Origin of the sequence: Neisseria animalis (genome assembly GCF_900636515.1) — a bacterium.
In the GTDB taxonomy this organism is placed as follows: Bacteria; Pseudomonadota; Gammaproteobacteria; order Burkholderiales; family Neisseriaceae; genus Neisseria; species Neisseria animalis.
This window is the reverse complement of record NZ_LR134287.1, coordinates 598,793-614,585: the sequence shown is the minus strand read 5'-3', so window position 1 is coordinate 614,585 and position 15,793 is coordinate 598,793. Positions and strand designations below refer to the sequence as shown.

General features: G+C 51.9%; 12 protein-coding genes and 1 pseudogene. 6 read left to right on the top strand and 7 right to left on the bottom strand.

The window, feature by feature from the left end; translation table 11 throughout:
* Positions 1-410 precede the first annotated feature (410 nt).
* From pgi to zwf, 5 genes and pseudogenes are all read right to left on the bottom strand, one after another.
* Positions 411-2,054, bottom strand: coding sequence for a glucose-6-phosphate isomerase (gene pgi, locus EL111_RS02875; protein WP_123795472.1), 1,644 nt, complete (start codon positions 2,052-2,054; stop codon positions 411-413).
* A gap of 21 nt (positions 2,055-2,075) precedes the next feature.
* Positions 2,076-2,927 carry a DNA-binding transcriptional regulator HexR gene (hexR, locus tag EL111_RS02870; protein ID WP_123795473.1) on the bottom strand — a complete coding sequence of 284 codons (852 nt, stop codon included), beginning with the start codon at positions 2,925-2,927 and terminating at the stop codon, positions 2,076-2,078.
* 134 nt (positions 2,928-3,061) lie between these two features.
* A pseudogene (locus tag EL111_RS02865) lies at positions 3,062-4,054 on the bottom strand (glucokinase); the annotation flags it as partial.
* Positions 4,035-4,730 (bottom strand): 6-phosphogluconolactonase, encoded by a 696-nt coding sequence (gene pgl, locus EL111_RS02860; RefSeq protein WP_123795568.1) that lies wholly within the window; start codon positions 4,728-4,730, stop codon positions 4,035-4,037. The pseudogene EL111_RS02865 and the gene pgl, both read right to left, overlap by 20 nt.
* A 257-nt stretch (positions 4,731-4,987) precedes the next feature.
* Positions 4,988-6,433 (bottom strand): glucose-6-phosphate dehydrogenase, encoded by a 1,446-nt coding sequence (gene zwf / locus EL111_RS02855; protein ID WP_123795475.1) that lies wholly within the window; start codon positions 6,431-6,433, stop codon positions 4,988-4,990.
* A 468-nt stretch (positions 6,434-6,901) separates the two neighbouring features.
* On the opposite strand from zwf, the gene edd reads away from it, so the two are divergent.
* Positions 6,902-8,737: a phosphogluconate dehydratase gene (edd, locus tag EL111_RS02850; RefSeq protein WP_123795476.1), complete on the top strand. Its 1,836-nt coding sequence runs from the start codon at positions 6,902-6,904 to the stop codon at positions 8,735-8,737.
* 100 nt (positions 8,738-8,837) lie between these two features.
* Positions 8,838-9,476 carry a bifunctional 4-hydroxy-2-oxoglutarate aldolase/2-dehydro-3-deoxy-phosphogluconate aldolase gene (locus EL111_RS02845; RefSeq protein WP_123795477.1) on the top strand — a complete coding sequence of 213 codons (639 nt, stop codon included), beginning with the start codon at positions 8,838-8,840 and terminating at the stop codon, positions 9,474-9,476.
* 103 nt (positions 9,477-9,579) lie between these two features.
* Here EL111_RS02845 and EL111_RS02840 read toward each other — a convergent pair whose 3' ends face one another.
* A complete protein-coding gene (locus tag EL111_RS02840) occupies positions 9,580-10,389 on the bottom strand; it encodes a sulfite exporter TauE/SafE family protein (protein WP_123795478.1) in 810 nt (269 codons plus the stop codon).
* Between the two features lie 3 nt (positions 10,390-10,392).
* Positions 10,393-11,145, bottom strand: coding sequence for a CDP-diacylglycerol--serine O-phosphatidyltransferase (pssA, locus tag EL111_RS02835; protein ID WP_123795479.1), 753 nt, complete (start codon positions 11,143-11,145; stop codon positions 10,393-10,395).
* 229 nt (positions 11,146-11,374) lie between these two features.
* Here pssA and EL111_RS02830 point away from each other — a divergent pair, with 229 nt between their 5' ends.
* From EL111_RS02830 to EL111_RS02815, 4 genes are all read left to right on the top strand, one after another.
* Positions 11,375-11,986, top strand: coding sequence for a phosphoribosylanthranilate isomerase (locus EL111_RS02830; RefSeq protein WP_123795480.1), 612 nt, complete (start codon positions 11,375-11,377; stop codon positions 11,984-11,986).
* Complete coding sequence (locus EL111_RS02825) at positions 11,983-12,405, top strand: hypothetical protein (RefSeq protein WP_123795481.1); 423 nt, start codon at positions 11,983-11,985, stop codon at positions 12,403-12,405. The genes EL111_RS02830 and EL111_RS02825 overlap by 4 nt, the downstream gene beginning before the upstream one ends.
* Before the next feature lie 70 nt (positions 12,406-12,475).
* Entirely contained in the window at positions 12,476-13,060 is a 585-nt protein-coding gene (locus EL111_RS02820; protein ID WP_123795482.1) for a DNA glycosylase, read from the top strand.
* A 366-nt stretch (positions 13,061-13,426) separates the two neighbouring features.
* On the top strand, positions 13,427-15,271 hold the full coding sequence (locus EL111_RS02815; RefSeq protein ID WP_123795483.1) for a lytic transglycosylase domain-containing protein: 1,845 nt from the start codon (positions 13,427-13,429) through the stop codon (positions 15,269-15,271).
* Positions 15,272-15,793 lie beyond the last annotated feature (522 nt).

Below are 15,793 nucleotides of genomic sequence, written 5' to 3'. Positions count from 1 at the left end.
GGAGAAACCTCGGTTTCTCCTTTTTTATTGAACAATAAAACCATCTTTGGACAGTATAGTCATTTAAAATAAGAATGATACAGCGTTGCTTTGCCTTGCCGTACTATGTGTACTGTCTGCGGCTTCGCTGCCTTGTCTCATTCTTATTTTATTCGACTATAAAATTCAAGCTGTACCTGATTCTGTGTAAGATGTTACAGCGCTATGTTGTCTTTATTTGAATAACCATGCAATAAAAACTATCCCCCTTTGCTATTTTATTTAACAATCTCCCTCTATTTTTATTCAAAAAGCCGTCTGCAAAACAGCCACATTCCATCATAAACAGATTGATGTGCCTTTTGCAGACGGCTTTTATTTATATTACAGCAATCAAAATCCAAATACAGCGTTTCCGATGATAACTGCTGTTATTTATTGGCATTCAGGTAAGTGCTGATTAAGCGTGCGGTAGAACTGTCGTGTTTTTGCAATTCGATTTCACCGTTCAGCTCAGCCAAAATGGTTTTTGCCAACTGTTTACCCAGTTCTACTCCCCATTGGTCGAAGCTGTTAATGCCCCAAATCACGCCTTGAACAAAGGTTTTATGTTCATACATGGCAATCAAGCTGCCCATATTCCGCGGATTGACCTGATTCATCAAAATCAGATTAGTCGGGCGGTTGCCGGAAAACGTTTTATGCGGTACAAGCTCTTCAACTCGTTCTTCGTCCAAGCCTTGAGCCAGCAATTCTGCACGGGCTTCTTCCGGAGTTTTGCCGCGCATAAACGCTTCCGCCTGTGCAAACACGTTTGCCAACAAAATTTCGTGGTGGCCTTTGAGATTGCTGCGTTTTGCCAATGAAGCAATCAAGTCAATCGGCGTAATATGCGTACCTTGGTGCAGTAATTGGAAAAAGGCGTGTTGGCCGTTGATACCGGTTTCACCCCAAATAATCGGCGAGGTTTCGTGCTCGACAGGTTTGCCGTCGATGGTCACCTGCTTGCCGTTGCTTTCCATATCAAGCTGCTGGATAAACTTCGGCAAACGGTGCAAATGTTGGTCATACGGTGCGATAACATGACTGCCGCCACCATAATAATTGATGTACCAAATGCCGATGAGCGCCAGAATAACCGGCATATTGCGCTCCAGCGGCGTATTGATGAAATGCTGATCCATCAGATGTGCGCCGTTGAGCATTTCAATGAAATTTTCTTCACCCAAATACAGCATAATCGGCAAACCGATTGCCGACCACAAGCTGTATCGTCCGCCAACCCAGTCCCAAAACTCAAACATATTGGCCGTATCGATACCAAACTCGGCAACTGCCTGTTTGTTGGTTGAAACGGCTACGAAATGTTTGGCAACAGCCGCTTCGTTGCCCGCATGCGCCAAGAACCACTCGCGCGCAGTCAGCGCATTGGTCAGCGTTTCTTGAGTAGTGAATGTTTTGGAGGCAATGATAAACAGCGTGGTTTCCGGGTGGACTTTCGTCAACACATCTCTCAGTTGAGAACCGTCCACATTCGACACAAAATGCATTTGCAGACGGGGGTGGCCAAATGGTTTGAGCGCGGTGCACATCATCAACGGCCCCAAATCCGAACCGCCGATACCGATATTGACCACATCCGTAATCACTTGGTTGGTATAGCCCAGCCAGTTGCCGCTGCGAACCTCATGCGAAAACTCTCCCATACGGTGCAACACCCGGTTAACCTTCGGCATCACATCTTCACCGTCCACCATAATCGGCGCATTGGTACGGTTGCGTAACGCGATATGCAAAACCGCACGGTTTTCAGTCGTATTGATTTTTTCACCACGGAACATCTGCTGCATACGTTCCGGCACACCTGCCTCGTTTGCCAAATCCAGCAGCATCGACAGCGTTTCATCGGTAATCCGGTTTTTGGAATAATCCAAAGTCAAACCGCCCACCTGCAGCCAATATCGTTCGGCACGCTGCGGGTCTTGCTCGAACATATCGCGCATGTGGTCGGTTTTGGTTTCGTCGAAATGTTTCCACAATTTCGACCAGCTCGGTAAGTCGTGAAGGTGTCTCATGATTTTTAGTCCTTGTTATTTTTAATCTTTATTTTGGTATCCGACATGTTTGCTGTGGATACTGCGCTTACTTTTCTGCAACTGCAGGCTGGCCTCGTCGCCCAAACGCAATGCCAAACCAATGGCCAGAATATCAATGACCGCCAATTGCAGCAGGCGGGAAACCATAGGCGTATAAAGCTCGGCATTTTCCTGCGTCGCCACGCTCAATACGCAGTCTGCAAGTTGCGCCAACGGGGAATCGGCACGGGTTACCGCAATAACTGCCGCTCCATTTTCTTTCGCGATACTGACAGCATCCAAAAGCTCGATGGAAGAGCCGGTATTGGAAATGGCCACCAACACATCTTTATCGCTCAATACCGAAGCCGCCATCAGTTGCGTATGGGTATCAACATAGGCAACGGTAGATATGCCGAAACGGAAAAACTTGTGCTGTGCATCTTGAGCCACAATGCCTGAATTGCCGACACCGTAAAACTCTACACGGCGGGCATGTATCAAAGTAGCAATCGCATTTTCCAGCTCGGTTTCTTTCAAAAAACGACGCTCGCCCAACAACGAGGCAGCCGCATTTCCCAATACTTTTTCCACCACGCTGCCGATGTCGTCATCAGCGTTTAACTCTTCATGCACATACGGCATACCTTCATGGCCGATACTGGCCGACAGCGCAAGTTTGAATTCCGGCAATCCTTTATAACCCAAACTGCGGCAGAAACGGATAACAGTCGGCTGGCTTACCGATGCACGTTCCGCGATTTCCGCCACCGCAGCATGGACGAACCACTTCGGCTCTGCCAATGCAGCTTCGGCCACTTTACGCTCCGCACCGGACAAGCCTGCCAATGACTCACTGATTTTACTTAACATTTTTCTTACCTTTCCATATATTTACGGCAGTATTGCCTCATACTGCCGTTTAGGAATGCTGTTTATTCCGTTTTATCCTGAGCTGTTTTCCCAAAATCCGCAGACATGCCGTCTGCAAAACGGGAAGGTGCATGATTCTGCAAGTGGTTTTCCAAAGCCACCGCCGCACCGGTCAGCCCCGGAAATTCACTCAACACCACATACACCGGAATGGCAGCAAGATAGGCATCGAAACGGCCTTTGTTTTCAAAACGGCTGCGGAATGGCGATTGTTTGAAGTAATCGATAAAACGCGGAATAATGCCGCCACACAAATACACGCCGCCGCTTGCGCCCAAAGTCAGCGCCAGATTGGAAGCAACCGTACCCAACATGGCACAGAAAATATCCAAAGTCAGACGGCATAAAGGCGACGAACCGCCCAATGCGCTTTCGCTGATTTGTGCGGGAGTCAGCGTTGCCGGCGTCACGCCCTCTTTAGCAGCCAATGCTTCGTAAATCAGCGACAAACCTGCGCCGCTCAAAAAGCGTTCGGCAGACACATGACCGAATTTCTGCTTGGCATACTGCCAAATCAGCACTTCCGCATCGTCAAACGGCGGAAAGCTGACGTGCCCGCCTTCGCCCGCCAATGCCACCCAGCCCGCATTGCTCGGAATCAATCCGCTCACGCCCAAACCCGTACCCGGACCGATGACTGCTTTGGGTGCGTTTTCTTTCGGCTCGGTACCGCCGATTTGTACCAAATCTTTTTCGGCGGTGCAGGTAATTGCCAAGGCCTGAGCGGTAAAGTCATTAAGGAACACCAGCGTTTCAAAACCCAAAGCCTGCCGTGTGGTTTCAATGGAAAACGCCCAATGGTGATTGGTCATTTGCACCCAATCGCCCAAAATCGGGTTGGCGATGGCGATACCCGCATGGGCGATTTTCGGATTGCCGACACGTTTCAAATATTCGCGAATCGCGTCCACAACGGTATCGTAATCATTACACGGCAACACTTCCGCCTGCTCGATTTGCTGCGGTGCGGTTTCCAAAGCAAAGCGGGCGTTGGTACCGCCGATGTCGGCCACCAAACGCGGCCATGCATTTGCCGTCTGCGGATTATCAGTGTGCATAGAAGACATGGCAGTCCGCTCCTTCATGATGCAAAATCAGGCTGATGGGATAAACCGTTGAAGCGTGTTCGGCAGCCCGATCGAATACTGCTTTTTTTTCTTCGCCCTGAATGGCCAAGTAAATATGCGGCGTACCGACAATCGCCCCCAAACTCATGCTCACGCGCTCATGCGGAGCGGTAACAGGCGTGGTATGTACCAATGCGGGGCATTCCGCCAAATCGATTGCCGTCTGTAATTGCGGCGCTTGCGGGAACAGCGAAGCCGTATGCCCGTCGCCCCCCATGCCCAACACCAGCACATCGGGCTGTTTGTAATGTTTCAAGGCAAAGCCAACCACTTCATCGGGCTGTAATTCGGTTTCAGTTTTTCCGTCTTCTACCATGGGCATCCACGTTGCGGCCGCTGCCTTATTTTTCAGCAGATACTCGCGTACCAAGCCGGTATTGCTGTCGGCATGACCAGTCGGCACGATACGCTCGTCCACCAAACCGATACGGACTTTGCTCCAGTCCAAATCCTTTTGCGACAAGGCTTCAAAAAAAGCAATAGGCGAACGGCCACCGGACACCGCCAGCACCGCCTCGCCTTTTTCTGCCAAAGCCTGTTGCAGCGCTCCGGCTACGCTGTCTGCCAAGAATTGTGCGGCAGCAGCGGCGTTTTCATATTCGTACCAAGTAAACATCATGTTCCTTTCTTTTTTCCAGACGGCATTCAAACCGCTTATACTGTCTGAAAATCTCCGCACCGCATAAGCAGCGGATTTCGGTTTGCAGAGAAACGTGGGAAACAACCCTTATGCCGTCTGCCGGATATTGCTCACTTTGCAAAACGCCGGAGAAATTTCCGCATTTTGCAGACGGCCATCACAAAGGCCGTCTGCAAAATCAGCTTAGCTGCCGCAACCGTTTCTGCTGCACATTCCAATATTATTGCCGGATATTACTGCTCTTCATGCCATCGGTTGCCATCGCGTGCCAACAGCTCGCGGGCGGCTTCCGGTCCCCATGAATGCGCCGGATAGCCATGCGGTGCTTGGGTATTTTCCGCCCAGTTTTCCAAAATCGGCATCACATATTCCCAAGCGGCTTCCAGCTCATCGCGGCGGTTGAACAACGCCAGCTTGCCGTTGATAACGTCCAGCAGCAAACGCTCGTATGCTTCTTGACGGCGGCCCGGGATTTCCTTGCCCATGTCCACGCTCAAGGCAGTCGGCTCGACATTATTGCCTGCCCCCGGCGTTTTCACCTGCGTATAAAGACGTACGCTTTCGGACGGCTGTAATTCAATCACCAAGCGGTTGGGGGCTGTTTGGCTGCCGTCGAAGATATGGCTGTCCAAATCGCGGAAATTCAACACGATTTCTGCCACTTTACCTGCCATACGCTTGCCGGTACGCAGATAAAACGGCACGCCTGCCCACCGTTCGTTTTCGATTTCGGCTTTGATGGCGACATACGTTTCGGTAAAGCTGCCGGCAGGTACGTCCGTTTCCTGCAAATAGCCGTTCATGCCTTCCGCCGCAGTATATTGCCCGCGAATGACATTTTCATTAACCGATTCCACCGTCAGCGGTTTCAGCGATTTGATGACCTTAACCTTTTCATCGCGCACGGCATCGGCGTCCAAGCTGGCCGGACGTTCCATTGCCGTCATACACAGCATCTGCATCAAATGGTTCTGAACCATATCGCGCAATGCGCCGGTAATATCGTAAAACTCGCCGCGCTCCTCCACGCCCAACTGCTCGGCAATGGTAAGCTGCACGCTGGCAATGTATTTGTTGTTCCACAACGGCTCGAACATAATGTTGGCAAAACGCAACGCCAGCAGGTTTTGCAGGCTTTCTTTGCCGAGATAGTGGTCGATGCGGTAAATTTGTTCTTCTTTAAAGTATTTCGCCACATCGGTATTGATTTGTTGCGAAGACTGCAAATCCGTACCCAGCGGTTTTTCCAAAACCACCCGCACATTATCGGCATTCAAACCGACTTTGGCCAGATTTTCACAGGCTTGTGCGAAGAACTTGGGAGCGGTAGAAAGATACACCACGACATTTTCCGTTTGCCTGCGCGCTTTAACCTTTTCTCCCAACGCTTCAAAATGCTCGGCACGGGTAACATCAACAGTCAGATAATCGATACGCTTGATGAAAGATGCCCATTGGCTGTCTGAAAAATTCTGTTTGATATGGATTTTGGCATTACTCTCCACCTTCGCCAAAAAACCCGCACCATCCAACTCGCTGCGACTCACACCCAAAATCCTGCCTTCAGGATGCAGCAAACCCGCAACATGCGCCTGATACAGACAAGGCAACAGCTTACGCATCGCCAAATCGCCGGTCGCGCCAAACAGCACCATGTCGAAATTGGTTTGAGTATTCATTGTTTCATCTTTCATCAAGGAAAGGCTTGCGCCCTTTATAATATTCTTCTCCAGCCCGATTTGCTTTTAAAATCCAATAAAATCATCTATATTCACACTCAATAAGCTCGAAGCGCAAACAATCGGGCAACCATGCAGACCTGCCGGTAAACGAGTAGTAATACTACACAGGGCTACACGGTTTGTCTATCCTGTTTTGCAGAATTTATTTGACTTAAGTTTAAAAAATTTCTCTGCCTTGCCGTCTGCATTTTTTCCGTTTCGGATTAAATCAAATTTCAACGGCAATCATATTACTGTAACAAAACTACAATATTTGTATTATAATATCCCGACATAACGTCCGGCAGAATAAAAAATCTGCCGCATACCCCTATCTCACAACCGCCACACCGTTTTGCAGACGGCATGAAGCAGGCCGCAACCGCAAATTTTCCGTTGACCTCCCCATTGAAAGGCGACCGAACCATGAGCACCACCCCACTCCACCCGAAATTAGCCGAGATAACTCAACGTATTATCGAGCGCAGCCGCCCTACCCGCGAAAAATACCTCGCCAAAATCCGCAATGCCAAACAGCAAGGCCATCTGGAACGCAGCCAACTCGGTTGCAGCAATTTGGCGCACGGTTATGCTTCCATGCCCAAATCCATCAAAATCGAAATGTTGCAGGAAACCGTACCGAACTTAGGCATCGTTACCACCTACAACGACATGGTTTCCGCACACCAGCCGTTTAAAGATTTCCCCGATTGGATTAAAGACGAAGCGCAGAAATACGGAGCAACCGCACAGGTTGCCGGCGGCGCACCCGCCATGTGCGACGGCATTACCCAAGGCTATGCCGGCATGGAGCTGTCGCTGTTTTCCCGCGATGTCATCGCCATGAGCACCGCAATCGCCATGTCGCACCAAATGTTCGACGGCAGTCTCTATATGGGTGTGTGCGACAAAATCGTTCCCGGCCTGATGATCGGTGCATTGTCGTTCGGCCACATTCCCGGCTTGTTCCTGCCGGCCGGCCCGATGTCCAGCGGCATCGGCAATAAAGAAAAAGCCCGTACCCGCCAATTATTTGCGGAAGGCAAAGTCGGCAGAGAGGCCTTGCTGGAAAGCGAAATGGGTTCATACCACAGCCCCGGCACCTGTACCTTTTACGGAACGGCCAATTCCAACCAAATGATGATGGAGCTGATGGGCGTACACCTGCCGGCCGCCGCCTTCGTCCACCCTTACACCGAAATGCGCGAAGCCCTTACCCGCTACGGTGCTGCACATCTGGCACAAGGTATCCGCAACGGCACGGCAAAACCTTTCGGCGAAATGCTGACGGAAAAATCATTTATCAACGCACTGATAGGCTTAATGGCCACCGGCGGCTCGACCAACCACACCATGCACTTGGTCGCCATGGCGCGTGCAGCCGGCGTGATTTTGAATTGGAACGATTTTGACGAAATCTCTTCCATTATTCCGCTCTTGATCCGCGTTTATCCGAACGGCAAAGCCGATGTCAACCACTTTGCCGCTGCCGGCGGTCTGCCTTTCGTTATCCGCGAGCTGCTGGATGCCGGCCTGCTGCATGACGATGTGGACACGGTAGTCGGTCGCGGTATGCGCCACTACACCAAAGAACCGTTCTTGATTGACGGCAAACTCGAATGGCGCGACGTGCCTCAAGAAAGCGGCAATGAAGAAATCCTGCGTAAAGCCGATAATCCGTTTTCACCCGACGGCGGTCTGCGCCTGATGAAAGGCAATATCGGCCGCGGGGTCATCAAAGTTTCCGCCATTCGTGAAGGCTGCCGCATCATCGAAGCGCCCGCCATCGTGTTCAACGACCAGCGCGAAGTATTGGAAGCATTCGAGCGTGGAGAACTCGAGCGTGATTTTGTCTGCGTGGTTCGTTACCAAGGCCCCCGCGCCAACGGTATGCCCGAATTGCACAAGCTCACGCCGCCTTTGGGTATTTTGCAAGACCGCGGCTTCAAAGTCGCCCTCCTTACCGACGGCCGAATGTCCGGCGCATCGGGCAAAGTGCCTGCCGCCATCCACATTACGCCCGAAGCACTGATGGGCGGCGGCATCGGCAAAATCCGCACCGGCGACTTAATCCGTTTCGATTCCGTAACCGGCGAATTAAATGTTTTGGTCAGCGAAAACGAATGGAACGCCCGCGAAACCGAAACCGCCGATTTAAACGCCAACCGGCAAGGTTGCGGCCGCGAACTGTTCGCCAACTTCCGCGCTCTGGCCAGCAGCGCAGAAACCGGCGCGATGAGCTTCGGCGGCGAGTTTGCCTGATACCGTATCCATCACACGGCATATTGCATTATTTTGCAGACGGCCTTTATCCTCTTTTATGCCGTCTGCAAATCCAATGATTTGATTAAGGAGACTGAATATGTCCCAACTCACTCCACGCGAAATCCTGAGCGCAGGTGCAGTCGTTCCCGTTATGGCGGTTGACGATTTGCACACCGCCGTCGATTTGGCACACGCCTTGGTAGCAGGCGGCATTCCCACCTTGGAAATCACCCTGCGTACTCCGGTTGCCGTCGAAGCCATCCGCCTGATTGCCAAAGAAGTACCGCAAGCCATTGTTGGCGCAGGTACTGTAACCAATTCCGAACAGCTCAAAGCAGTCGAAGATGCAGGCGCGGTATTTGCCATCAGCCCCGGCTTGCACGAATCTCTGGCCAAAGCCAGCCACAACAGCGGCATTCCTCTGATTCCCGGCGTTGCCACCCCGGGCGAAGTACAGCTGGCTTTGGAACACGGCATCGACACCCTCAAGCTCTTCCCTGCAGAAGTAGTCGGCGGCAAAGCCATGCTCAAAGCCCTCTACGGCCCTTATGCCGATGTCCGTTTCTGCCCCACCGGCGGCATTACGCTCGAATCCGCGCCCGAATACCTCGCCCTGCCGAATGTTTTGTGTGTAGGCGGCTCGTGGCTGACCCCGAAAACCGCCGTGCAAAACAAAGATTGGGATACCATCACCCGTCTCGCCCGTGAAGCCGCAGCGTTAAAAACCAACGCCTGATTCATCGAAACCACCGGCTCAAACATCAAAAGGCCGTCTGTAAAATGCAGCAAACTCTATTGCCAACGCATTTTACAGACGGCCTTTTCCCAAATATCCGCGTTTATTCCGTCCACATACGCCATAACATCCGCAGCGCGATAAACAGCAGCAGGCAACCGAACGCCTGTTTCAAACGCTTGTCCGGCAAACGGTGCGCCAATTTGACCCCGACAGGCGCAAACAATACCGTTGTCGCGCCCAAAATCGCCACCGCCGGAAGATACCAAAAACCCAAAGTCCCGTCGGGCAATCCTTCCACATACCAACCCGCAACCAGATAGCCCAAAGCCCCCGCCAGCGCAATCGGCCATGCCAAGCCCGAAGATGTACCAACCGCGCGGTGTACCGGCACATTGCAATACAATAAAAACGGTACGGAAAGCGAACCGCCGCCGATACCGACCCAACTGGAAACCATGCCGAACACACCGCCGATTCCCGCCAAAGCCGCTTTGTTCGGCAAACTGCGCGAAGGTTTGGGTTTGACATCCGCCAACACCTTAACCGCCATCGCAACGGCAAACACGATAAAAAACACCTGCAAAACATCATTCGGCAGATATTTCGCCACCATCGAACCCGCCAGCGTCCCGCACACCATGCCCGGCACCATCAGCCCTACCGTTTTCCAGTCTACCGCCTGCCTTTTATGCTGCGCCCAAACGCCGGACAAGGTCGTACACACCATGACCGCAAACGCCGTACCGATGGCAACGTGCTGGCTGTGTGCCCCTTCCCAACCCTGAAGCTGGAAAATCCACAACATGGCCGGTACCAAAACCAAACCGCCGCCGACCCCGAACAATCCTGCCGTCAGCCCCGACAGCGCACCGACCGCCAGCATAACCGGCACGATATCCCATTGCCACATTTTTCAGACGGCCTTGCGTTTGCCCAGCAGACGGCGCAACGCCATCACATAACCCGACAGGCTGTAACCGAAGAAAAACAGAAACAGCACCAGCGAAGGTTCCCAAGTGACCAACAGCAGCACCAGCACCGCCCCGACCATGCCCATAAACGGCACTTTGCGGCGGATATTGATTTCTTTAAAACTCCAAAACGGAATCTGCACAATCATCGAAATACCGGCAAACAACGTAATGCCCAAAGCCCACCATTCCACCGCGGGAAAACGCTCGACGCTGTGGTTTACCCAAATCAGCCCGACAATCAACGCCGCCGCCGTCGGGCTGGGAATGCCGATAAACCAGCGTTTGTCCACCTTACCGATTAAAGTATTGAACAACGCCAAACGCAACGCGGCACACGCACAATAAATAAAAGCCACCGAATAACCGACCTGCCCAAACTGCCAAAGCTGCCATTTATAAGCAATCAGCGCAGGAGCAACGCCGAAACTGACCATATCCGCCAAGCTGTCGAGCTGCTCGCCGAAAGCGCTTTGGCTGTTGGTCCAGCGCGCCACGCGGCCGTCCATGCCGTCCAGCAGCATGGAAATAAACACCGCAATCGCCGCCACTTCATATTTGCCGTGCATAGATTGGGTAATGGCGTAGAAAGCTGAAAATAATGCCGCAATCGTAAACGAATTAGGCAGCAGATAAATACTGTTCTGCCGCAACGATGCGCGCGGCGGAAGCGGATTCGGGTTTTCAGGGTTCATAACTTTTCCTAAAATCGCCGCACAAAGGCAGCATTCAACAACGATTATACCCGATTGTGTCCTACGGGAAAGAATACTGCTGCACCCGCACCCCTCTTCCCCTATAATAAGGCCGTCTGCAAAATACAGGCAGGAAGAACACCCTGCCCGAACCACCTCATGAATATCCTTTTTAAAACAAGCAAATAACAACACCACATCTGCCATCTTTCATCAGCAAAGGAAAAACATGACCGTCCGTACCAAAATCTGCGGCATTACCCGCCCTGAAGACGCACGAGCCGCCGCGCAAGCCGGTGCCGATGCAGTCGGCTTGGTGTTTTACGCCAAAAGCAAACGCGCCGTAACCATTGCCCAAGCGCAAGCCGTCGTGAATGCGCTGCCGCCTTTCATCAGCGTAGTCGCTTTGTTTGTCAACGAAACGGCGGACACCATCCGCAAGATTTTGCGCCAAGTGCCCATTGATGTGATTCAGTTTCACGGCGATGAAGACGATGATTTCTGCCGCCAATTCGACCGCCCCTATCTCAAAGCCGTGCGCGTGCGCGGAGCAGCCGATATTCAGACGGCCTCGGCGCGTTTTCCCCACGCCCGGGCCATTTTGTTCGATGCGTACCACCCCGAAGAATACGGCGGCACGGGCTTGCAGTTTGATTGGAACTTATTGCGCGAATACACAGGCAAGCCGTGGATACTCGCCGGCGGCCTGACTCCCGAAAACGTCGCCGAAGCTGTCCGCATCAGCGGCGCAGCGGCGGTGGACGTATCCGGCGGCGTGGAAGAGCGCGGCGGGGTGAAAGACCATGCGAAGATTAGGGCGTTTGTCGGGGCGGTTTCGTGACACCGTTTTTCGCGGTTGAGTATGCGGCATGGCTGCTTTTGCCGGCAGCACTCTTATTTTATTATGTTTGGTATCAGGCCATCAGGATATTGCTTGATTCTTTTCTTTATAAGAACGGGAAAGCGGTTAACTTCAGCAGTAAGCAGACGGCCTTGTCTGTGATGCTGATACAGTTTTTTCTTCTTTTACCGTATCGGTTGCTATCCGGTGTTGTATTTGAAGCGGGAAACGAGTGGGTGCTTTGGCTGATGGTATGGGTAGCGGGTACATCGTGGATTTATTTTGTTGCCACCAATGCCGATCAAATGTGGAAGGCGGAAAAACAGATAAAATACCTGCTGCTTCCTGCCATCATAGGCTGCTTGCCTTTATTGGCCGACGGTTGCCGCATTTTGGCAGAACATTTTGTGCTCAGATAGGAAAATTTTCCCGAACCTTGCGTTGTTGTAAAGCTGAAAAACGTCATTTCCATTCTAAAGAAAGCTCCCCATGCCCGAAATCGAAACCCACCCCTTCCCGCCCGTTTTACCGCCCCAAGCCACGGTCATGATGATGGGTACGTTTCCCCCCAAAGACGACAAACGCGCCATGCAGTTTCACTATCCGAATTTCCAAAATGATATGTGGCGCGTGTTCGGGCGTATCTTTTTTGACGATGCGGATTATTTCAAAAGGCCGTCTGCAAAAGCATTTGACGGCGATAAAATTACCGCTTTTCTCAACGAACGCGGCATTGCCTCCTGCCCCACCGTTTGGAAAGCCATACGCACTCAAGACAATGCGTCCGACAAATTCCTGCAAGTTGTCGAAGCCGTACCGCTGGCAGATGTGTTAAAGCAGATGCCGGATTGCCGCCATATCTGCACCACCGGCGGCAAGGCAACGGAAATCCTGCTTGGACTGTCGGATAGCAAAATCAAGCTGCCGAAAACCGGCGAAACCATCGATTTTCCGTTTGCCAATAGAAAACTGACTCTGACACGCCTACCCTCTACTTCACGCGCCTATCCCTTGAGTTTGGATAAAAAAACCGCCGCATATCGGGCATTTTTTGAATTTGCCGGGCTGCTGTAAACAATTTTCCCGCTGCATGTATAAACGAGGGAAGAGCAATAAAAGTTTGCCCAAAATGCAGACGGCCTGTTGATACGAAACCGAATATATTGACAATAAATCATGCGCGGTGAATCGCTGAAATTCCAACAAACGTGCAGCAAGGCCGTCTGCAAATCAGGCATAGTGCAGCCACATCAAACAAATCATGTCCTGCCCGCCCCGTTTCAGACTGAATGCAGACAAATTCCCGACCACAGCCGTTCCCACGCAGCCGCACTCGGGCAAATTTTCCTTTATTTTACAATGTAAAATTCCGCCTTCCACCGACAACACTCGGCAAAATCATTTAAAATGCCGCGATTAACCTCTAATCAGAAAGCCGTCATGAAGTTCAATCCCACCTTGACCGTATCCCTTACCCTGCTTGCCGCTTCACTTTTGGCAGCCTGCTCCAGCAACAACCAACCTGCTGCCGCCCCTGAAGTCCAAACCGCAAACCGCCCGTCCGACAGTATTCCGAACCGGCACAGCGAATCGGAAGCCAAAATATTGTCCGATTTCAGCCAATATCAAAGTGCCTTGGATGCCGCCAAACGCGGGGACGATATGCTGCCGCAGCAATTTTTAGCACAGGCCGGCGACAGCGCGATGGCGGAAAACGTCCGCAACGAATGGCTGAAAAACCTCGGCGCACGCGGTCAATGGTCAACATTCCAAACCGAATACAAAAAACTGAACGCCCAAGGCAGAGCGCAAGAAGTCCAATGCTATGCCGATTTGCACAACGGTGATTACAGCAAGGCAGCGGAGCTGGTCAAAGCAACCGGCCGCCTGCCCGCAGGCTGCACCCGTTTGGTTGAAGCCGCTGCCGCTTCCGGCCGCCTGAACACCGATGACGCATGGCGGCGCGTGCGCGGTCTGCTTTCCAACAGCCAAACCACCGATGCGCGCAACCTTGCTGCCGCATTAGGCAATCCGCTGGACGGCAGCGTACAAGGTACTCAGGAATACAGCTTGTTGAGCGTTATCGGTAAAAATGCCCGCAAATCCGCTTCCGCAGCCTCTACCCTGTCTGCCATGGAAAGCAATTTGACCCGCGCACAAGCAGATTTTGCTTGGGGCGTACTGGGACACTATCAGGCGCAAAGCCAAAATATGGCAACCGCCCTGAGCTACTACAACCGCGTATCCGACCGCAAACAACTTACCGACGAACAACTTGAATGGTATGCACGAGCAGCTTTGCGTTTGCAACGCTGGGGCGAATTGGCCGGCATTATCCAATCCATGCCCGCCAAACTGCAAAACAACCCGACTTGGCAATATTGGCTGGCCCGCAGCCATGCCGCTCTGGGCAACGGCAGCCGCGCCAAACCATTGTATGAGAAAGCTGCTGCTTCCGGCCGCAATTTCTACGCTTTGATGGCCATGGAAGAACTCGGCCGCCGCGTAAGCACCCAAAACAATGTTGCCGATGCCCGTCGCAGCGATGTCAACCGCATGGCGAAAGACGGTGCCATCAACCGTGCTTTGGTGCTGTTCAAAACCGCACAGGCAACAGGCAACAGCAAAATGCGCTCGCAAGCCCAAGCAGAATGGCGTTTTGCCACACGCGGATTCAGCGAAGACAACCTGCTGACCGCCGCACAAGTTGCCTACGACAATCAGTTTTACGACATGGCCATCAACAATGCCGACCGCACCGACCACAAGCTGAACTACAATCTGCGCTATCTTTCTCCGTTTAAGGACACCACCGTCCGCTATGCCGCACAAGCCGGCGTCGATCCCGCTTGGGTTTACGGGCTAATCCGCCAAGAAAGCCGGTTTGTAATGGGCGCGCAATCGCACGTCGGCGCACAAGGTCTGATGCAGGTCATGCCCGCCACTGCTCGGGAAATCGCCGGCAAAATCGGCATGAACAGCAGCGAACTTTATACCATGGACGGAAATATCCGCATGGGTACATGGTATATGGCAGATGCACGCCGCCGTCTGCAAAACAACGAAGTGATGGCAACGGCAGGCTATAACGCCGGCCCGAGCCGCGCGCGCAGATGGCAGGCGAATACGCCGTTGGAAGGTGCGATTTATGCCGAAACCATTCCGTTCAACGAAACGCGCGACTATGTGAAAAAAGTCATGACCAATGCCACTTATTACGCCAGCCTGTTCAATGAACCGCAAACTTCATTGAAACAGCGCATGGGTACTGTTCCCGCACGTTAAGCGTTTTATTCTCCCCAAAGGCCGTCTGCAAATTTAAATATAATTTTGCAGACGGCCTTTTTTATAAACTGACCACACAAAGCAGGATAAGGAGGTAAAAAATAAGCCATGCAAATTATGGTTCAACCATGCAGCGTGAGACCATCGGCAAAACCGCAAACTGTACGGATTACACAAATGGTACAGGCCGGCAGACTTGCCGTTTCAGTAACTTGGACTTGCCCAAACCCTCTTTGTGCAAGGGCGGCAACGATGTAGCATTCTGCGCCAAACAGCCATATCAATCCTACTTGAAAAAAGGCCGTCTGCAAATTTAAACATAGTTTTGCAGACGGCCTTTTTTATTGCCGCATAACACAACATGCAACAAAACAGCCTTATTTATTCCGTTTTTCATTCAAATTGAAACGGCAACTTATCCGTTTTCTGCTTATCCGCCACATTTCATCATATAGTCGAATAAAATAAGAATGAGACAAGGCAGCGAAGCCGCAGACAGTACACATAGTACGGCAAGGCAAA

Coding starts and splice junctions, on each gene's coding strand:
- pgi (WP_123795472.1), bottom strand. CDS start 2,054: ATGAGACACCTTCACGACTTACCGAGCTGGTCGAAATTGTGGAAACAT.
- hexR (WP_123795473.1), bottom strand. CDS start 2,927: ATGTTAAGTAAAATCAGTGAGTCATTGGCAGGCTTGTCCGGTGCGGAG.
- pgl (WP_123795568.1), bottom strand. CDS start 4,730: ATGTTTACTTGGTACGAATATGAAAACGCCGCTGCTGCCGCACAATTC.
- zwf (WP_123795475.1), bottom strand. CDS start 6,433: ATGAATACTCAAACCAATTTCGACATGGTGCTGTTTGGCGCGACCGGC.
- edd (WP_123795476.1), top strand. CDS start 6,902: ATGAGCACCACCCCACTCCACCCGAAATTAGCCGAGATAACTCAACGT.
- EL111_RS02845 (WP_123795477.1), top strand. CDS start 8,838: ATGTCCCAACTCACTCCACGCGAAATCCTGAGCGCAGGTGCAGTCGTT.
- EL111_RS02840 (WP_123795478.1), bottom strand. CDS start 10,389: ATGTGGCAATGGGATATCGTGCCGGTTATGCTGGCGGTCGGTGCGCTG.
- pssA (WP_123795479.1), bottom strand. CDS start 11,145: ATGAACCCTGAAAACCCGAATCCGCTTCCGCCGCGCGCATCGTTGCGG.
- EL111_RS02830 (WP_123795480.1), top strand. CDS start 11,375: ATGACCGTCCGTACCAAAATCTGCGGCATTACCCGCCCTGAAGACGCA.
- EL111_RS02820 (WP_123795482.1), top strand. CDS start 12,476: ATGCCCGAAATCGAAACCCACCCCTTCCCGCCCGTTTTACCGCCCCAA.
- EL111_RS02815 (WP_123795483.1), top strand. CDS start 13,427: ATGAAGTTCAATCCCACCTTGACCGTATCCCTTACCCTGCTTGCCGCT.